Origin of the sequence: Pseudomonas edaphica, from assembly GCF_005863185.1 — a bacterium.
Lineage (GTDB): Bacteria > Pseudomonadota > Gammaproteobacteria > Pseudomonadales > Pseudomonadaceae > Aquipseudomonas > Aquipseudomonas edaphica.
In genome coordinates this window covers 1-19604 of the sequence record NZ_VBVZ01000039.1, presented here as the reverse complement: position 1 = coordinate 19604, position 19604 = coordinate 1, and the positions used below count along the sequence as shown (strand labels likewise).

The window sequence follows — 19604 nt, the reverse complement described above, 5'->3', positions numbered from 1 at the left end:
CACATGGGTAGTGCAGCGCGCCCCAAAAAAAGCGGGTAGCCATGGCTACCCGCAAAATGCGCACAGAGAGAAGGAGCTTATCGCAACAGCGTTAGAACGTAGACTGAATTTTCAGGCCCGCTACCAACGCGTTGTCGACTTTATCGACGCCACCTGGGTGGGTAACGTATTGCAGGTTAGGACGCACGGTCAGCCAGTTGGTGACGTGGAAGCCGTAGTTGATTTCAGTGTTGTACTCGGTGTCACGCAGCGGCGCGTAGCCCACCTGATCGTAGTCGGTGAAACCACCGGCTGCGTTCAGCAACTCTGCGTTTTTCCTCACGTCCTGGTTGACATGGATGCGGGAGAAACCGATACCGACGTCATCTTTTGGACGCGCATCGAACGGGCCTTTGTAGACCAGCATCAACGACTGATAGTTGTCGACGAGGTTGGTGTCCTTGTCGTGGAAGGTGGCGTTGGCCGCGATGTTCAGGCCGCGCGACGCGTCGCCGTTATGGGTGGTAAGTTGCTGCTGCACAACGCCCCAATAGCCACTTTTGCTGCTGCGGGTACGGTAAGCCAAGCCTGTGGTGGCAGCATCGTTGCCGTTAACGTCGTCACGTACGTCGCTGGCATCCGCGGCGCTCTTGTAGTAACCCACACGGTATTCGCCCGGCAGGCCATTGACCTTCGGCGACCAGACCAACTCCACCGGAATCACGGTGCCCTTGGTGCCGCTGCCGCTGAGTTTGAAGCCATTGCCGTGCTCAAGCTGCGACGGGTTCTGGTTGTACGCACCGATCTGCGCATACAGCTCAGGCGTGATGTTGTACTTCACGCGGATAGCGGCCTGGGCGACCGGCCAGTTGTACCAGGTGTTTACATAGTTACCCACCTGCGAGCCACAGAACGACAGGTTCTGGAAGTCGCATGGGAAGGTGTTGAAGTCTTCGCCTTCACCGAAGTAACCGAGTTTCACGTCCAGCTTGTTATCGAACATCTGGTGCTGAATCCAGAACTGGGTCAGACGCACCATGTGGCCACGACCATAGACTTCCATCGACGAACTCAGCGTGCCGGCACGCGGGTCACCGATACGGTCGTTGGAGATGTTTTGGCCATTACGGTTGGTCAACTGGATCTTGGCCTGGGTGTTGTCCCAGCCCCACAGCTTTTGCAGATCGAGCGCTACGCCCAACCCGAACTGGTCGGAGTAACGGCCGGTCTTGTCGTCGTTATAGCCGCCGTGCAGGTTGGCGCCCATTTCCCCTACGTAGTCAGCCTTGATGTCGATACCTTGCTCGATCAGCTTGGTACGCTCGCCACCCCAATCACCGGTCATCCACTTGGAATCGGCGCTGAATGCATCGGCCGCCATCGCATTGGCGGACAATACCAGGGCTGCTGCTGCTGACAGTTGGCAGATCAGCCGAGTGTTGTTGTGTTGCTTTTTCATCCCTACATCCTCGTCTTTATTGTTATTTAACTGTTTTTATCTAACGCGGGTTACTTTTTTTAACCAAAACAACAAGTTATCTGCTTCAGCGGCCTTTGAATTGGGCCACGTTGTCGGCATGCCCGTGTGCAGGCAATGAGGCAGCAGTGCCCAAGCGTTCTCCGGTTTTGGCGTCGAACAGCAATACCTTGGCCGGGTCGAATTGCAGGGTCAGGGTCTCACCGACCTGCGGTGCAACGTCCGGCGCGAGGCGGCAGCAGACTTTGGTGTCGTTGAGTTGCACAAACACCAACGTGTCCGGACCGGTTGGCTCAGTGACCTGGACTTCGGCACGAATGCTCGACGACCCATTCGCTTCACCCGTGGCCAGAACACTTTGCTCCGGGCGCAGACCCAGGATCACATCGCGATCTTCAAGCCCAGCATCACTCATACCCAGCGGCAGCTCGCAACGGGCCTGGCCGCTGTCGAGCAGTGCCACCAGGCGACCGTCCTTGCGTTGCAGGCGCAAAGGTATGAAGTTCATTGGAGGTGAACCGATAAAGCTTGCCACAAACAGGTTGGCCGGGTCGTTATAGATTTCTTTCGGCGTGCCAAATTGTTGAATGATGCCGTCCTTCATCACCGCCACTTTATCGCCCAGGGTCATTGCTTCGATCTGGTCGTGGGTGACGTACACGGTGGTGGTTTTCAGGCGCTGGTGCATCAGTTTCATTTCGGTGCGCATCTCGACACGCAGCTTGGCGTCGAGGTTGGACAGCGGTTCGTCGAACAGGTAGATCTTCGGCCGACGTGCCAGGGCGCGGCCCATGGCCACACGCTGTTGCTGGCCACCGGACAACTGACCTGGCTTGCGGTTAAGCAGGTGCTCGATCTGCAGCAGCTTGGCCACGCGCGCCACTTCGGCGTCGATATCCGCCTGGGGCATCTTGCGGATCTTGAGACCGAACTCGATGTTCTCGCGCACGCTCATGGTCGGGTACAGCGCGTAGGACTGAAACACCATGGCGATGTCACGGTCCTTGGGGCTCATGCCGCTCACGTCCTGGTCGCCGATCATGATCGCGCCGCCGGTGATGGTCTCAAGGCCGGCGATGCAGTTCATCAGCGTGGATTTACCGCACCCCGAAGGGCCGACCAGAATCAGGAACTCACCCTCTTTGATCGACAGTTCGATGTTCTTCAAGGTGTCGGGCAGGCCGGCGCCATAGGTCTTGTTTACATTGCGAAGTTCGAGCGTAGCCATGATTACCCCTTGACCGCGCCGGCCGTGAGGCCGCGCACGAAATACTTGCCTGCGATCACATAGACCAGCAGGGTCGGCAGCCCGGCGATCATCGCCGCCGCCATATCCACGTTATATTCCTTGGCCCCGGTGCTGGTGTTGACCAGGTTGTTCAGCGCCACCGTAATGGGCTGCGAGTCGCCGCTGGAGAACACCACGCCAAACAGGAAGTCGTTCCAGATCTGGGTGAACTGCCAGATCAGGCAGACCATGATGATCGGCGTCGACATCGGCAGAATGATCAGCCGGAAGATGGTGAAGAAACCTGCACCGTCCAGTCGCGCCGCCTTGATCAGAGCATCCGGAATGCTCACGTAGTAATTACGGAAGAACAGCGTAGTAAACGCCAACCCGTAGACCACGTGCACAAACACCAGGCCCGTGGTGGTACTGGCCAGGCCCATCTTGCCGAGGGTGAACGAGGCCGGCAGCAGCACGGTCTGGAACGGCAGGAAGCAGCCAAACAGCAGCAAGCCGAAGAACAGCTGCGAACCTTTGAAGCGCCAGAACGACAGCACATAGCCGTTCAACGCGCCGATGGCGGTGGAGATCAGTACGGCCGGAACGGTGATCTTGATCGAGTTCCAGAAGTAACCGTCAACGGTGGCCCAGGCCTTGACCCAGCCGATGCCGGTCACGACGGTCGGCCAGCTCAGCAGGTTGCCGGTACTGATGTCTTCGGGGGTTTTGAAGCTGGTCAGCAGCATCACCACCAGCGGCACCAGGTACAGCAGCACGGCGAGGATCAGCACCGCGTAGATCGCGATGCGACTCAGGCTGATGGCAGGTTTGGAGGCGAGACTAGTCATTGCGCTTGGTCCTCAGCTCGGAATACAGGTAAGGCACGATGATCGCGAGGATCGCGCCGAGCATCAGGATTGCACTGGCCGAGCCCATGCCCATCTGGCCACGGCTGAAGGTGAACGAGTACATGAACATCGCAGGCAGGTCGGACGAGTAGCCCGGGCCGCCGGCGGTCATGGCCGCTACCAGGTCGAAGCTCTTGATCGCGATGTGCGCGAGGATCATCACCGCACTGAAGAACACCGGGCGCAGGCTTGGCAGCACCACGCTCCAGTAGATGCGCGGCAGGCTGGCGCCATCGATTTGCGCGGCGCGCACGATCGACTGATCAACGCCACGCAGGCCGGCCAGGAACATCGCCATGATGAAGCCCGAGGCTTGCCACACGGCGGCAATCACCAGGCAGTACACCACGCGGTCGGGGTCGATCAGCCAGTCGAGACGGAAGCCTTCCCAGCCCCAGTCACGCAGAAGTTTGTCCAGGCCCATGCCCGGGTTGAGCAGCCATTTCCAGGCCGTACCGGTCACGATCATCGAGAGCGCCATCGGGTACAGGTAAATGGTGCGGATAAAGCCTTCGCGGCGGATTTTCTGGTCGAGGAAAATCGCCAGTGTCACGCCGATCACCAAGGTGATGCCGATAAACATCCCGCCGAACAGCGCCAGGTTCTTGCTCGCCACCCACCAACGGTCGTTGTCGAACAACCGCGCGTATTGTGCAAGACCGGCCCATTTGTAGCTGGGCAGGAACGTGGACGTGGTGAACGACAGCACGAATGTCCACAGGATGTAGCCGTAGAAGCCCACCAGCACGATGAACATGCTCGGCGCCAGCACCAGCTTAGGGAGCCAGCGCTGCAGCGCATCGAACGGCGAGGCCTTGCTGAACACAGCAACAGAACTCATGGGAAAATCCAGTACAGGGAAAAAGGACTACAGGAGCAAGCCTTGTGAGGGGTCAGGGGGTTTCCCCTCACAAGGACCAGCCGTGCTAACCGTTACTTGGCAGACTTGATCGCAGCGCCGAGTTTCTTGGCGGTGTCGGCCGGGTCGGCTTTCGGGTCGTTGATGTAGTTGGTCACGACATCAAAGAACGCACCTTGTACCGCCAGGGTAGTGGCCATGTTGTGGGCCATACTTGGCTGCAGGCCACCGGTCTTGGCGTCCGCCAGGAAGTCTTTGGCAGCGGTCTGGGCGCAGGAGTCGAAACCGAGCTTGTCCATTTCATTGAGCATGTCGGTACGAACCGGGATCGAGCCTTTGTTGATGCTGAAGACTTTCTGGAAGTTTTCGCCCAACACGACTTTGGCGATGTCCTTCTGACCTTCCTGGGTGCCTTTGTCTTTAACCTTGAACACCGCCAGGGAGTCGATGTTGTAGGTAAAGGCTTTGTCGGTGCCCGGGAAGGCTACGCACTCGTAGTCTTTGCCGGCGACTTTCTTGGCGGCAGTCCACTCGGACTTGGCCCAGTCACCCATGATCTGCATGCCGGCCTTGCCGTTGATGACTTTGCCGGCTTCCAGGTTCCAGTCCTGGCCTTTGCCGTCGACGTCCATATAGGTCGCGACCTTTTTCAGCTCAGTCAGGGCCTTGACCATTTGCGGGCCGGTCAGCGTGTCGTTATCCAGGTCAACCAGGGCTTTCTTGTAGCCGTCGGCACCCATCACCGACAGTACGACCGCTTCAAATACGGTGCTGTCCTGCCAAGGCTGGCCACCGTGGGCGAGCGCGATGAAGCCTGCGGCCTTGAGCTTGTCGCCGGCTGCGTAGAATTCTTCGAGGGTGGTCGGGTTCTTGGTGATACCGGCTTTCTTGAAGACTTCCGGGTTGATCCACAGCCAGTTTACGCGGTGAATGTTGACCGGCACGGCAACGTAGTTACCTTCGTACTTCACGGTATCGGAGACTTTCTTGTCGAGCAGCGAGTCCCACTTTTCTTCTTTGGCGACGTCTTTAAGCACGTCGGTGTCGAGCAAGCCAGTGGACGCCCATTCCTGAATGTCCGGGCCTTTGATCTGGGCAACGCCTGGCGGGTTGCCAGCGACTGCGCGGCTTTTCAGCACAGTCATTGCAGTGGCGCCACCGCCACCGGCTACGGCGCCGTCTTTCCAGACGAAGCCATCTTTCTCAACTTGAGCCTTCAGTACGTCTACTGCTGCTTTTTCACCGCCTGAGGTCCACCAATGCACAACTTCAACCGTCCCTTTCGAGTCGGCGGCAAATGCACTGAGGGGAAACAACGAGGCAATGGAAATAGCAACGGCGAGGCGATTAATCGCGTTCATCTGAATACCTTTTCTTGTTGTTATGCATGCAAGTCTAGAGCTTGCGCTGCACGGAGTTTAAACATGGATTTTTAGCGCGCAGGTAACAAAGGGACGCACAAATGTCACCACTTGGTGACATAACATCCTTGGCCCAATGCGCTGGTCATACTCGGTGACAAGGGTAGTGCAGGCAGTACGACCGCTTGCCAGGCATGGTACAGGTCCGGCTTGCCACCCCAGATCTTGCTGCTGGGTTGGTTGTGCGGGCTGAGTTCGTGGTGCCAGCTGCCGTTGATACGGTCGATAAAGTGGCTTTCGCAGAACTCCCAAAAGCGCCGATACCAGGTTTCGTAATGCAGCTCGCCAGTGCGTTTGAGCAAAGCCTGGGCCGCCGCGCTGGCTTCGGCATGGGTCCAGTGCAGGCGCTCGCGCACCACTGGCTGGTGCTTCCAGTCCAGGGTGTAGACGATGCCGGGAGCGCCGTCCACGGCCCAAGAGTATTCGCAGGCGCTGGCGAACAGGCCGCGGGCGTCGCTCACCAGCCAGTCCGGCGTGGCCAGCCCGGCTTGCAGGCGTGCGGCTTCCAGGTGCAGCACCAAACGTGCCCATTCGAAACCGTGGCCAGGGGTGATGCCATACGGGCGGAAGCCATCGGCAGGGTTGTCTTCGTTGTAGCCGAGCAAGGGTTGCCAGTGCGTGTCGAAATGCTCGATCACCATGAACTGGTTGCCGGCAGCGTGAGTGTGGATAACGCGCTCGACAATGCGCAGCGCGCGGTCCAGCCAGCGTGTTTCACCGGTGACATCGGCCAGTGCCAGGAAGGCTTCGGTGGCGTGCATGTTGCTGTTGGCGCCGCGATAGGCTTCGACGCCGCTCCAGTCCTGGGCGAAGGACTCGAGCATCACGCCCTCCTCCTCGCTCCAGAAGAACTGGTCGATGATATGCACAGCGTCGTTGAGCAGGTTCTGCGCACCGGGTGCGCCGGCCACTACGGCAGAGCTGGCAGCCAGGGCAACGAACGCGTGCAGGTAAGCGGCTTTGCCACGGTTGCCATCCAAGGCGTTGGGCGCGGCGAACCAGCCGCCGTGTTCGCTATCGCGCAAGGGGCCCCTGAGGGCGGCAACACCATGGGCAACCAGGTCGGCATAACCCGGCAAACCCATGGCGTGAGCCATGGCAAAGCTGTGGGTCATGCGCGCCGTGTTCATGGTTTCGGCGTGGGCGTCGGCCGGCAGTTGGCCGTTGCCGTCAAGGTTGCCGAAGCCGTCTGGCAGACGTGAGGCTTTGGCGAACGCCAGCAGGCGTTGGCCTTCGCTGGCGAGCCAGGCGTGATGGGCAGGTGCGTTCAGCCAACTGCTGGCAGGCAGTGGTTGCATGGTCATGGGTAGCCCTTTTTATTTTTTATGGGATGACCGGAGTCTAAACAAGGGCGCGATGGGGGCAAGTAACGAAGCGGATGGAAAATGTCACAAGACTGTGACATTAATCGTTCCCACGCTCCGCGTGGTAATGCAGCCTGTGGCGCTCTGCGCCACAGCGGGACGCGGAGCGTCCATGGCGGCATTCCCACGCAGAGCGTGGGAACGATCATTGGCCCAGTGGGGTGACCCGCGCTGGCGCGTTGAGCTGTTGGTTAAGGTTCTGCACCTGGCTCTGCAACGTGGTGATGTTGCGCGTGGTCTGGATGCGGAACACATCAAACTCTTTATTGGTTGGCGCATCAGTATTGGCGGGCTGGTTCTCCTGCGCGCTTTTGAGCACCACCAGGTCCTGTTCCAGGCGGGCGATGGCCGCGCTCGGGTTGCCTTGCTTTTTAAGGGCCGCCACGTCGGCGGACAGATCCTTGACCTCACCCTGCGCCGCCTTAAGTGTGGCCACGGCATCGGTCAGCGCCTGCACCTGGCCTTGTAGCTTGGCATTCGCGTTCGACAGTTCAGTGGTGCTGGCACTCATCTGTGCCAGGCGCTGGTCGAGTTCGGTTGCCTGCCCGGCCACGCCGACTTGCTGCTTGCCTTGCTCCAGCAATTGGGTTTCCAACTGCTTGATCTGCAACTTGAGGGCTTCGCTGCCGTTGTTGACGTTGGCCTCGCTGGCCACCACCTTGCCGGAAATGTCTTGCAGGCGCCCCGCCGCTTCTTCGCTGATGCGTGCAAAGCTTTCCTGGGTGGCGACCAACTGCTGGCCCATCAGGGAAATCTGCTGGAAGCTCCACCAGGCAAGGCCGGCGAAGGCGATCAGCAGCGCGCCGACCAAGGCCCACAGGGGGCCGGTGCTGGCGCTCTTGACCTTGACCACCTTGGTTGTGCGCGAGCGCACGGAGGTGGCGGGAGTCGGCTCGAAATCATCATCGTCCCCGATGTCAGCCCGCAGGCTGGGAACGTTGTCGAAATCGTCTTTGGCATCGTTACGCATGAATCAACCCTGAATCGGTGAGATGGCGACCGGAAAAGCCGAGCGAGCGGAGTATAAACCCCGTTGGCGCCGCATTGATCGACCCGGAAGCCTGAATTCGGTTCCCGATGTGTTGCTGGTTGTGAGCTTATTTCAGCCCCGGCTCCTGAGCTTTCCACCAACTGCAGAACTCATCGAGCGCCGTCCACAGGCTGACCTTGGGCTCGTAGTCGAGATAATGCCTGGCACGGCTGATGTCCAGGGTGAAATCTTTGTTCATGACCTGCATGCCCAGGCGCGACAACGACGGCTCCGGGCGGCCCGGCCACATTGCGCAGAATGCCTCGTTCAACGCCGCCACGCTGTAGGACAAACCGTACGACCGATACCGGGTGACCTGGGGCATGTCCATCTGGCGCATTACATAATTGACCACATCCCACACTGGCACCGGCGCGCCATTACTGATGTTGTAGGCCTTGCCCAACGCCGAGCCGGTGGCGAGCAAGCTGCTGAGCAGTGCCTCATTGAGGTTGTGCACACTGGTGAAGTCGACCTTGTTCAAACCATCACCGACGATAGCCAGGCGGTTCTTGCGCTGCATTTTAAGCAGGCGCGGGAAGATGCTCATGTCGCCGGCCCCGGTGACAAAACGCGGGCGCAGCGCAAGTACTTCGAGGCCGAACTCCTGGGCGCCAAACACCTTCTGCTCCGCCAGGTATTTGGTGGCGGCGTAGGGATGCTTGAAGCGCTTGGGCACTTGCTCCTCGGTCAGCCCCAGGTGGTCGCGGCCATCAAAGTAGATCGACGGCGACGACAAGTGCACCAGGCGCCCGACACGCTCCTTGAGGCAGGCCTCGACGACGTTTTCGGTGACCAGCACATTGCCCTGGTGGAAGTCCTGGTACTTGCCCCACAACCCGACGGCGCCGGCGCAATGCACCACGGCTTCGACATCGCGGCACAGCTCGCGCACCAGGTCGGCATCATTGAGATCACCCTGGATAAACTCGGCGCCGCGCCTTACCAGGTGCTCCACACCTTCGGCGCGCCGCCCGTTGACCCGCACGTCCAGGCCCTGCTCCAGGGCGAAACGCGCAAAACGCCCGCCGATGAAGCCGCTTGCGCCGGTGACCAGAATTTTCATTTGTTACCCCATGCTCTTTCGTTTTTCATCGCTGTTGCCTTGACGCACGCCATCAGTCCAACGGCACCAACCATTGGCCACAGGCCTGGGCCAAGTGATCGGTCAGCAGCCCCAACAATTGCCCACCACTGCGCCAATGATGCCAGTACAACGGCACGTCGATGGGCTTATCTGGCAACAACTCGACTAAAGCGCCGCTTTGCAACTGGTCGCGCACCTGTAATTCCGGCACCAGGCCCCAACCCAGTCCGGCTTCGGTCAGGCGAATAAAACCTTCGGAGGACGGGCACAAATGGTGCTCGAAACCGCCGTCCACGCCCAGCGATGCCAGGTAGCGGTGCTGCAGGAAATCGTCCGGGCCGAACACCAGCGCCGGCGTGCGTGCCAACTGATCGGCACGCACGCCCTCGGGAAAATGCCGCGTTATAAATGCAGGGCTGGCCAACGCACGGTAGCGCATGGCACCGAGCAACAGACTGCGCGCCCCGGCCACCGGGCGTTCGCTGGCGCAGATACAGGCCGCCACTTCACCGGCGCGCATGCGCTTGAGGCCCACGGTCTGGTCTTCCACCACCAGGTCCAGCAACAAATGCTGCTCGGCGCAAAAGTCGCTGACGGCCTCGGCCCACCAGGTGGCGAGGCTGTCGGCGTTCAAGGCGATGCGCAGGCGCTCGGGCATGCCCTCCTCGTCCAGCGCTGGCACCTGGCTTTGCAGGTCGCGCTCGAGTAAGCGCACCTGTTGCACATGGTTGAGCAAACGTCGCCCGATGTCGGTGGGTGTAGGTGGCGTGGCCCGCACCAGCACCGGTTGGCCAATACGCGCCTCCAGTAACTTGATGCGCTGGGAAATCGCTGACTGAGAAAGCCCCAGTACCTGCGCGCCACGCTCGAAGCCGGCCTGCTCCACCACCGCCGCCAGGGCGGAAAGCAATTTATAGTCGAACATCAGTTTCTCTAATGAGCGATCAGCAATATTGGTTTTTCTTATACAGCGTGGGCCGGGAGAATGACCAGCATTGCTTCTCTTTATTAAAGGAATCCAAACATGGCTGGCGAAACCGCCCTGGCAACCCTGCTGCGCAGCATGAGCCCTCATCTAAACGAAGGCGACTACGTGTTCTGCACCCTGCCCGACTCACGTATCCCGGCAGGTTGCGAGATCATCGGCAGCTTTCGCGAGCAGGAAGGTTTGACCCTGATTGTGGAGCGTGAGCAGGCGGAACACGCCGGGCTGGCCTTCGACTATGTGGCCGCCTGGATCACCCTGAATGTACATTCGGCCCTTGAAGCCGTGGGCCTGACGGCGGCGTTCGCCAGTGCGCTGGGCAGCGCCGGTATCAGTTGCAACGTGATTGCCGGGTTTTATCACGACCACTTGTTCGTGGGCCGCGCCGATGCCGAGCGGGCCATGGATGTATTGCGCCAACTGGCAGCAAACGCGGAGTAATGGCTATGTGGCAAAGCTACGTAAACGGGCTGCTGGTGGCTCTCGGCCTGATCATGGCGATCGGCACCCAGAACGCGTTTGTATTGGCGCAAAGCCTGCGCCGTGAACATCACTTGCCGGTGGCGGCGCTGTGCATCGTGTGTGATGCAATTCTGGTCGCACTCGGGGTATTTGGCCTGGCTACCGTGCTGGCGCAAAACCCGCTGCTGCTGGCCGTTGCCCGCTGGGGTGGTGCGGCATTCCTGTTGTGGTACGGCACCTTGGCGTTGCGTCGAGCGTGTTCCCGACAAAGCCTGGAACAGGGGGCACACCTCAAAGTGCGTTCATTGCGCGCCGTGTTGCTCAGTGCCTTGGCAGTAACGCTGCTCAATCCCCATGTGTACCTGGACACCGTGCTGCTGATCGGCTCATTGGGCGCGCAACAAACCGAGCCCGGCGCCTATGTGGCCGGCGCTGCCAGCGCCTCGTTCCTGTGGTTCGCCACCCTGGCACTCGGCGCGGCGTGGTTGGCACCTTGGCTGGCGCGCCCGGCGACCTGGCGCCTGCTCGACCTTCTGGTCGCGGTGATGATGTTCAGCGTGGCCTACCAATTGATCAGTGCCGGATGAATATTCCAAAACGCTCTGGAACCTCTATCCCACACAGTTGTTGCGTGGTTTTGCCGCACCCCCGGTGCTATGATCCGGACCCTGCGCCGCAAAGAGTACAAACTCCCCGGCGCTTGTTTGGCCGCCCGTGATCGGCCTTGCGCTCACCGCAACTGACCTGATTAGGAGAATCATCATGGCTTTCGAATTGCCGCCGCTGCCCTACGCACACGATGCCCTGCAGCCGCACATCTCCAAGGAAACCTTGGAGTACCACCACGACAAGCACCACAACACCTATGTCGTGAACCTGAACAACCTGGTGCCTGGCACCGAGTTCGAAGGCAAGACCCTGGAAGAAATCGTCAAGTCTTCTTCGGGCGGCATCTTCAACAACGCCGCTCAGGTCTGGAACCACACTTTCTACTGGAACTGCCTGGCGCCAAACGCCGGTGGCCAACCGACCGGCGCACTGGCTGAAGCCATCAACGCAGCCTTCGGTTCGTTCGACAAGTTCAAGGAAGAGTTCACCAAGACGTCCGTCGGCACCTTCGGTTCCGGTTGGGGCTGGCTGGTGAAAAAAGCTGACGGTTCCCTGGCCCTGGCCAGCACCATCGGCGCCGGCAACCCGCTGACCAGCGGCGACACCCCGCTGCTGACCTGCGACGTGTGGGAACACGCCTACTACATCGACTACCGCAACGTGCGTCCAAAGTATGTGGAAGCGTTCTGGAATCTGGTCAACTGGAAATTCGTGGCTGAGCAGTTCGAAGGCAAAACCTTTACTGCCTAAGCAACGTTTGCAGTAGAAAGAGCCCGGCAATTGCCGGGCTTTTTTGTGGCCGACGAAAACTGGACGTAATGCAGAATGTGTGGAACTCACCGAGAGGAACAGGCCACCCAGCATGCGAGAGAAATAACTCTCTCATTTTATCCTGTAGGAGAGTCCGCAATGGATCCGTTATCGATGGGTATGTCAGCTGTGTCTTCAGTGTTGCCACTCGCAGGCAAAGGCATGGACCTGGTGAGCAAGGGCATGGACTTGCTGGGCACGCTGGTCAATTCAGCCAGTCAGGCCGCCGGCAGGGCGCAAGGTAAAATCGGCGGTGATGCCCACCAGAAGAACGAACATCAGATCACGTTCAACAACGTAAACGAAAACTCGATCAAATTATCTTAAGCCCGCAACACTCGATGTCGGGATGTCGAAGGCATTCCCTTCCTTTCCTGCGCGGTACCCGAGGGCGATGGATATCATCGCCCTCTTCCTTCCAGACACGCCCTTTACAGCCTCCAGAAGCCTTAGCAGCAATGTCCCTTTGACTGCCATCCCGAGATTGCCAATACTCATGGCATATTGAGGCTACCCGCACGGAACAAGGAATGACCCTTTGAAGCTGGAACTCAAAAACAGCTTGTCGGTGAAGTTGCTACGGGTTGTGCTGCTCTCGGCATTGATCGTGGGCGTGACGCTGAGCGTGGCGCAGATCGTGTTTGATGCCTACAAGACGCGTCAGGCCGTGGCCGGTGACGCGCAGCGGATCCTCGACATGTTTCGCGACCCCTCGACCCAGGCTGTCTACAGCCTGGACCGCGAGATGGGCATGCAGGTGATCGAGGGCCTGTTTCAGGACGACGCCGTGCGCATGGCCTCCATCGGCCACCCCAACGAAACCATGCTGGCGGAAAAAAGCCGCGCCTTGCAGCAATCACCCACCCGCTGGTTGACCGACCTGATTCTTGGCCAGGAACGCACCTTTACGACTGCACTGGTTGGCAAAGGCCCCTATAGCGAGTACTACGGCGACCTGAGCATTACCCTCGACACAGCCACCTACGGCAAAGGTTTTATTGTCAGCTCGGTGATCATCTTTATTTCCGGCGTGCTGCGCGCCCTGGCCATGGGCCTGGTGCTGTACCTGGTGTATCACTGGCTGCTGACCAAGCCGTTGTCGCGGATTATCGAGCACTTGACCTCAATCAACCCCGACCGCCCCAGCGAACACAAGATCCCCCAGCTCAAGGGCCATGAACGCAACGAGCTGGGGCTGTGGATCAACACTGCCAACCAGTTGCTCGAGTCCATCGAGCGCAATACGCACTTGCGGCATGAGGCGGAATCGAGCCTGTTGCGCATGGCCCAGTACGACTTCCTGACCGGGCTGCCGAACCGTCAGAAGCTGCAGGAGCAGTTGGACAAGATCCTCACCGATGCCGGCCGCCGACAGCGCCGGGTGGCGGTGCTGTGCGTGGGGCTGGATGACTTCAAAAGCGTCAACGAACAGTTCACCTACCAGGCCGGCGACAAATTACTGCTGGCCCTGGCCGACCGCCTGCGCGCCCACAGCGGCCGCCTCGGCGCCCTCGCCCGCTTGGGCGGCGACCAGTTTGCACTGGTGCAGGCCGATATCGACCAGCCTTACGAGGCCGCCGAGCTGGCGCAAAGTATCCTCGACGACCTGGAAGCCGAATTCGCCCTCGACCAGGACCAGATTCGCCTGCGCGCCACCATCGGCATCACCCTGTTCCCGGAGGACGGCGACAGCACCGAGAAGCTGCTGCAAAAAGCCGAACAGACCATGACCCTGGCCAAGAGCCGCTCGCGCAACCGCTATCAGTTCTATATCGCCAGTGTCGACAGCGAAATGCGCCGGCGCCGCGAACTGGAAAAAGACCTGCGCGATGCCCTGGGTCGCGAGCAGTTCCACTTGGTCTACCAACCGCAGATCAGCTACCGCGACCACCGTGTGGTGGGCGTAGAGGCGTTGCTTCGCTGGCAGCACCCGGAACACGGCCTGGTGCCGCCGGACTTGTTTATCCCGCTGGCGGAACAGAACGGCACCATTATTCCGATTGGTGAATGGGTGCTGGACCAGGCTTGCCGGCAGTTGCGCGAATGGCATGACCTGGGCTTCACCGAACTGCGCATGGCGGTCAACCTGTCCACCGTGCAGTTGCACCACACCGAGTTGCCACGGGTGGTCAACAACCTGATGCAGATCTATCGCCTGCCGCCACGCAGCCTGGAGCTGGAAGTGACCGAGACCGGCCTGATGGAAGACATCAGCACCGCCGCCCAGCACCTGCTGAGCCTGCGCCGCTCCGGTGCCTTGATCGCGATTGATGACTTCGGCACCGGCTATTCATCCTTGAGCTACCTCAAGAGCCTGCCACTGGACAAGATCAAGATCGACAAGAGCTTCGTCCAGGACCTGCTGGATGACGACGACGATGCAACCATCGTGCGCGCCATTATCCAACTGGGCAAAAGCCTGGGCATGCAGGTGATTGCCGAAGGCGTGGAAACCGCCGAGCAGGAGGCCTATATCATTTCCGAAGGGTGCCATGAGGGCCAGGGCTACCACTACAGCAAACCGCTGCAGGCCCGTGAGCTGGCGGCGTTTTTGAAACAGTCCGAGCGCAACAACGCGGCGATTCTCTGAACCGACAAATCGATACCAAATATTTCCCTCGCATAAACCTTTACACAAAATGCAAATCTTTCGCATTATGTCGCAGTTTTTGCGCTTCCCCGCGCGCCCTATCAACAACCGAAGCAGGATGTTCGCCATGATTCGTATGCCCCTGGCCACCGCCAGTCTGCTGGCCATTGCCATTTCTCTCGCCGGTTGCGGCGAAGGTAAAGACAAGGCCGCCGCGCCGACCCCGGCAGTCAGCACCACCGCTCCAGCGGCTGCCACGCCTGCCGGCCAGGTCGACGAAGCAGCCGCCAAGGCCGTTGTCGCGCATTACGCCGACATGGTGTTCGCGGTGTACAGCGACGCCGAATCCACCGCGAAGACCCTGCAAACCGCAATCGACACCTTCCTCGCCAACCCGAGCGACGACACCCTGAAAGCAGCCCGCACCGCCTGGGTCGCCGCCCGTGTGCCGTACTTGCAAAGTGAAGTGTTCCGCTTCGGCAACACCATCATCGACGACTGGGAAGGCCAAGTGAACGCCTGGCCCCTGGACGAAGGCCTGATCGACTACGTAGACAAATCCTACGAGCACGCGCTGGGTAACCCAGGCGCCAACGCCAACATCATCGCCAATACCGAGATCCAGGTGGGCGAAGACAAGGTCGACGTCAAGGAAATCACCCCGGAAAAACTCGCCAGCCTCAATGAACTGGGCGGTTCCGAAGCCAACGTCGCCACCGGCTACCACGCCATCGAGTTCCTGCTCTGGGGCCAGGACCTCAACGGCACCGGCCCAGGCGCAGGCAACCGCCCGGCATCCGACTACATGACCGGCGACGGTGCCACCGGCGGTAACAACGAGCGCCGTCGCACTTACCTGCGCGCTGTGACCCAACTGCTGGTCAGCGACCTGGAAGAAATGGTCGGCAACTGGAAACCCAAGGTCGACGACAACTACCGCGCCACCCTGGAAGCAGAACCTGCCACCGACGGCCTGCGCAAAATGCTGTTCGGCATGGGCAGCCTGTCCCTGGGCGAACTGGCCGGTGAGCGCATGAAGGTTTCCCTGGAAGCCAACTCGCCGGAAGACGAACAGGATTGCTTCAGCGACAACACCCACAACTCGCACTTCTACGACGCCAAGGGCATCCGCAACGTCTACCTGGGCGAGTACACCCGCACCGACGGCACCAAAATGACCGGCGCAAGCCTCTCGTCGCTGGTGGCCAAGGCCGATCCAGCCGCCGACTCGGCGCTCAAGGCCGACCTGGCGTCGACCGAAGCGAAGATCCAGGTCATGGTTGACCAGGCCAACGCCGGTGAGCACTACGACCAACTGATCGCGGCCGGTAACGACAAGGGCAACCAGATCGTGCGTGACGCGATTGCGGCACTGGTCAAGCAGACCGGCGCGATCGAAACCGCCGCGGGCAAGCTGGGCATCAGTGATTTGAACCCGGATAACGCTGATCACGAGTTCTGATTGATCCTGCGCTGAATAAGGCGACCTTCGGGTCGCCTTTTTTGTGCGCGTTCCCCCCTTCCCATACCCACTGTGGGAGCTGGCTTGCCTGCGATAGCGATGGGCCTGCTACAGATGGGTGGCTGACAGGTCGCCATCGCAGGCAAGCCAGCTCCCACAGTCGAACTGCTTCGCCTCGTACACCCCGGTTTACAAGACCCGCACCGCAGGTAGAATGGCGCCACTCTCTCAAACCCGAGCTTTCTTCATGGCGTTGCCGACCCTGCGTATCATCGGTTTCATCATCGGCATCTTCCTGATCACCCTCGCGATCGCCATGGTCATCCCGATGGCCACCCTGGTGATCTTCGAACGCACCAGCGACCTGCCCTCGTTCCTGTGGGCCAGCATGATCACCTTCCTTGCGGGTTTGGCCCTGGTTATCCCCGGCCGCCCCGAACACGTGCACCTGCGCCCCCGGGACATGTACCTGCTGACCGTCACCAGCTGGCTGGTGGTGTGCATCTTCGCCGCGCTGCCGTTTCTGCTGACCCAGCACATCAGCTACACCGATTCGTTCTTTGAAAGCATGTCGGGCATCACCGCCACCGGCTCCACCGTCCTGAGCGGTTTGGACAGCATGTCCCCTGGCATCCTGATGTGGCGTTCAATGTTGCACTGGCTGGGCGGCATCGGCTTTATCGGCATGGCGGTGGCGATCCTGCCGCTGCTGCGCATTGGTGGCATGCGCCTGTTCCAGACCGAATCCTCGGACCGCTCAGAAAAAGTCATGCCGCGCTCGCACATGGTGGCGCGCCTGATCGTGGCAGCGTATGTGGGCATCACCATCCTGGGCAGCCTGGCGTTCTGGTGGGCCGGCATGGGCTTGTTTGATGCGATCAACCACGCGATGTCAGCAATTTCCACCGGCGGGTTTTCCACCTCCGATGAATCCCTGGCCCACTGGAAACAACCGGCGGTGCACTGGGTAGCCGTGGTGGTGATGATCCTCGGCAGCTTGCCGTTCACCCTGTATGTGGCCACATTGCGCGGCAACCGCCGGGCGCTGATCAAGGATCAGCAGGTGCAAGGCTTGCTCGGTTTGCTGATCGTGACGTGGCTGGTACTCGGCACCTGGTACTGGTGGACGACCAACCTGCACTGGCTGGATGCCCTGCGCCATGTCGCCCTGAACGTTACCTCGGTGGTGACCACGACCGGCTTTGCGCTGGGGGACTACAGCCTGTGGGGCAATTTCTCGCTGATGCTGTTCTTCTACCTGGGTTTTATCGGCGGCTGTTCGGGCTCTACGGCGGGCGGGATCAAGATCTTCCGCTTCCAGGTCGCCTACATCCTGCTCAAGGCCAACCTGAACCAACTGATCCACCCACGCGCAGTGATCAAGCAGAAGTACAACGGCCACCGTCTCGACGAAGAGATCGTGCGCTCGATCCTGACCTTTTCGTTTTTCTTCGCTATCACCATCTGCGCCATCGCCCTGGCCCTGTCACTGCTGGGTCTGGACTGGATGACCGCACTGACCGGTGCCGCCAGCACCGTGTCCGGTGTTGGCCCGGGCCTGGGCGAAACCATCGGCCCGGCCGGTAACTTCGCCAGCCTGCCGGATGCGGCCAAGTGGATCTTGTCATTCGGCATGCTGCTGGGAAGGCTGGAGATTATTACCGTGTTTGTTCTGTGCATTCCGGCGTTTTGGCGCCACTGACCGTCGATGCCTGCAGCAGCCGCACCCGGTACTCGCCGGGCGTGACGTCGAACCAGCGGCGGAACGCGCGGAAGAAATTACTCGGGTCGGCAAAGCCCAACAGGTAGGCGATTTCCAGCAAGGTCATACTCGGCTGCGCCAGGTACTGTTCGGCAAGCTCGCGACGCGTATCGTCGAGCAACGTCTGGAAACTGGTGCCCTCCTCCTGCAAACGCCGCTGTAACGTGCGCTGAGACAAGTGCAGGGTCTGTGCCACCACTTCGCGCTTGGGCTCACCCTGGGGCAACAAGCGGCACAGCACCTGGCGCGCCTTGTGGGTCACGCGGCTCTCGGAAAACCGCGCCAGGTATTCACCGGCAAACCGATCATGCAGCAGCGCCATCGCCTCATTGGCGGTGGGCAACGGTGCATCCATGTCGGCCTGTTCGAAAATCAGCGCATCATAGGGCGCATTGAACTCCATAGGCGCATGGAATGCTTGCTTATAGGGCGCCAGATCGGCCGGTTGGTCACCTTGCAACATTACCTTGCGTGGCTGCAGGGTGCGGCCAGTCAGCCAGCCACATAATGCCAGGGCACTGGCCAACGAGGCTTCAGCGCTTTGCCGGGTCGGCGGCAGGTGATCGCCATGTACCGTCAGAATCAGCGCATAGCCTTCAGGTAACAGGCGAAAACTCAAGTCGGCGCTTTCGGCGATGATGCGTTGGTAACGCACCAGGCGCATAAAACCTTCGGCCAGGGTGTTGCTGGACATCAAGGCGTAACCCGCCACATGAAACGACGCCGGTCGCACCACCTTGCCCATGTTCAAGCCGATCGCAGGGTTGCCTGACAACTCGACAGCGCGCTGCCACAGCCGGGTCATGGAGTCTTGCGCAAAACGTGCATCAGGGTCACTGAGCGCGGCGTAGTCCAGGCCCAGTTGCTTGAACAGGACGCGGCAATCCAGGCCGTCCATTTCCAACGCTTTGACGATGCCCATTGCCCAGCTTGCAGAAGTTGTTCGTTCGCTCATGGCGTCTTCTTGAAAAAAGCAGGCTTAAACGGCAGCCAGGAAGCCAAGGATACTAAAGTGGCATCTATTGTCACTGGCTGTTACCACTGATCACTCTAGACTCAAATAAGCTCCCCGCCGAACATCTGTTGGGCGGCATCACCAGCCCAGGGCCGACCACTGTGGAAAACGTCAAGCAATACAACAGTTTCGCTGAGTTCTACCCTTATTACCTGAGCGAGCACGCCAACAGCACCTGCCGGCGCCTGCACTTTATTGGCACCACCCTGGTGATTGGGATTCTGGCTTATGCCATTGGCCGTGGCTCGTTGGGGTTGCTGCTCGCATTACCGGTCGCCGGCTACACCTTTGCCTGGATCGGGCACTTCTTCTTCGAAAAGAACCGGCCTGCAACGTTTCAACATCCCTTCTACAGTTTGCTGGGGGATTTTGTGATGTATCGCGACATGATTTTGGGGAAGGTGCCTTTTTGAGGTGTTTGTGGTTTTTTGTGAATTTCGGGGGGGGGGCTGAGTACATATCCGTTGCTGCGGTAACGGCTACTTAGGGTTCCGCCCTTACGGCGGGTCACTTTTGTAAAGACACAAAAGTAACCAAAAAGTCTTCGCCCCAACAC

General features: G+C 59.9%; 18 protein-coding genes. 8 read left to right on the top strand and 10 right to left on the bottom strand.

Translation table 11 applies throughout. The features are described 5' to 3' along the window. Positions 1-91: 91 nt before the first annotated feature. The 9 genes from FEM54_RS04445 to FEM54_RS04405 form a co-directional block, all read right to left on the bottom strand. A complete protein-coding gene (locus FEM54_RS04445; protein WP_053257697.1) occupies positions 92-1438 on the bottom strand; it encodes a carbohydrate porin in 1347 nt (448 codons plus the stop codon). Between the two features lie 85 nt (positions 1439-1523). Beyond that, complete coding sequence (locus FEM54_RS04440; RefSeq protein ID WP_138449660.1) at positions 1524-2684, bottom strand: ABC transporter ATP-binding protein; 1161 nt, start codon at positions 2682-2684, stop codon at positions 1524-1526. A gap of 2 nt (positions 2685-2686) precedes the next feature. Further along, positions 2687-3532, bottom strand: coding sequence for a carbohydrate ABC transporter permease (locus FEM54_RS04435; RefSeq protein WP_017139184.1), 846 nt, complete (start codon positions 3530-3532; stop codon positions 2687-2689). Next, a complete protein-coding gene (locus FEM54_RS04430; RefSeq protein WP_017139183.1) occupies positions 3525-4433 on the bottom strand; it encodes a carbohydrate ABC transporter permease in 909 nt (302 codons plus the stop codon). The genes FEM54_RS04435 and FEM54_RS04430 overlap by 8 nt, the downstream gene beginning before the upstream one ends. A 92-nt stretch (positions 4434-4525) precedes the next feature. After that, positions 4526-5812 carry an ABC transporter substrate-binding protein gene (locus FEM54_RS04425; RefSeq protein WP_138449658.1) on the bottom strand — a complete coding sequence of 429 codons (1287 nt, stop codon included), beginning with the start codon at positions 5810-5812 and terminating at the stop codon, positions 4526-4528. Between the two features lie 104 nt (positions 5813-5916). Then, positions 5917-7176: a D-mannose isomerase gene (locus FEM54_RS04420; protein ID WP_138449657.1), complete on the bottom strand. Its 1260-nt coding sequence runs from the start codon at positions 7174-7176 to the stop codon at positions 5917-5919. A gap of 205 nt (positions 7177-7381) precedes the next feature. Next, positions 7382-8206 carry an ATPase gene (locus FEM54_RS04415; RefSeq protein ID WP_138449655.1) on the bottom strand — a complete coding sequence of 275 codons (825 nt, stop codon included), beginning with the start codon at positions 8204-8206 and terminating at the stop codon, positions 7382-7384. Positions 8207-8333: 127 nt separating this feature from the next. Beyond that, positions 8334-9332 (bottom strand): NAD-dependent epimerase/dehydratase family protein, encoded by a 999-nt coding sequence (locus FEM54_RS04410; RefSeq protein WP_099550447.1) that lies wholly within the window; start codon positions 9330-9332, stop codon positions 8334-8336. A 52-nt stretch (positions 9333-9384) separates the two neighbouring features. Then, positions 9385-10278, bottom strand: a complete 894-nt coding sequence (locus tag FEM54_RS04405; RefSeq protein WP_017139179.1) for a LysR family transcriptional regulator ArgP — start codon at positions 10276-10278, stop codon at positions 9385-9387. 99 nt (positions 10279-10377) lie between these two features. Between FEM54_RS04405 and FEM54_RS04400 the strand changes: the two genes are divergently transcribed. The 7 genes from FEM54_RS04400 to FEM54_RS04370 all read left to right on the top strand — a co-directional run bounded on the left by FEM54_RS04400 (position 10378) and on the right by FEM54_RS04370 (position 17973). Then, entirely contained in the window at positions 10378-10779 is a 402-nt protein-coding gene (locus FEM54_RS04400) for an ACT domain-containing protein (protein WP_017139178.1), read from the top strand. A 5-nt stretch (positions 10780-10784) separates the two neighbouring features. Next, positions 10785-11387 (top strand): LysE/ArgO family amino acid transporter, encoded by a 603-nt coding sequence (locus FEM54_RS04395; protein ID WP_026013850.1) that lies wholly within the window; start codon positions 10785-10787, stop codon positions 11385-11387. A 175-nt stretch (positions 11388-11562) separates the two neighbouring features. After that, complete coding sequence (locus FEM54_RS04390; protein WP_003212997.1) at positions 11563-12159, top strand: superoxide dismutase; 597 nt, start codon at positions 11563-11565, stop codon at positions 12157-12159. Between the two features lie 159 nt (positions 12160-12318). Then, the gene (locus FEM54_RS04385) at positions 12319-12546 is read left to right on the top strand and encodes a hypothetical protein (RefSeq protein ID WP_017139176.1); all 228 of its coding nucleotides are present in this window, start codon (positions 12319-12321) and stop codon (positions 12544-12546) included. A gap of 211 nt (positions 12547-12757) precedes the next feature. After that, positions 12758-14809, top strand: coding sequence for a putative bifunctional diguanylate cyclase/phosphodiesterase (locus FEM54_RS04380; RefSeq protein WP_138449653.1), 2052 nt, complete (start codon positions 12758-12760; stop codon positions 14807-14809). A 127-nt stretch (positions 14810-14936) separates the two neighbouring features. Further along, a complete protein-coding gene (locus tag FEM54_RS04375) occupies positions 14937-16271 on the top strand; it encodes an imelysin family protein (RefSeq protein ID WP_017139174.1) in 1335 nt (444 codons plus the stop codon). Positions 16272-16518: 247 nt separating this feature from the next. After that, positions 16519-17973 (top strand): TrkH family potassium uptake protein, encoded by a 1455-nt coding sequence (locus FEM54_RS04370; protein WP_017139173.1) that lies wholly within the window; start codon positions 16519-16521, stop codon positions 17971-17973. Here FEM54_RS04370 and FEM54_RS04365 read toward each other — a convergent pair. After that, positions 17930-18988, bottom strand: coding sequence for an AraC family transcriptional regulator (locus FEM54_RS04365; protein ID WP_017139172.1), 1059 nt, complete (start codon positions 18986-18988; stop codon positions 17930-17932). The genes FEM54_RS04370 and FEM54_RS04365 overlap by 44 nt on opposite strands. A gap of 161 nt (positions 18989-19149) precedes the next feature. Between FEM54_RS04365 and FEM54_RS04360 the strand changes: the two genes are divergently transcribed. After that, positions 19150-19461, top strand: a complete 312-nt coding sequence (locus FEM54_RS04360; RefSeq protein WP_138449661.1) for an Mpo1-like protein — start codon at positions 19150-19152, stop codon at positions 19459-19461. The last annotated feature ends 143 nt before the right edge of the window (positions 19462-19604 follow it).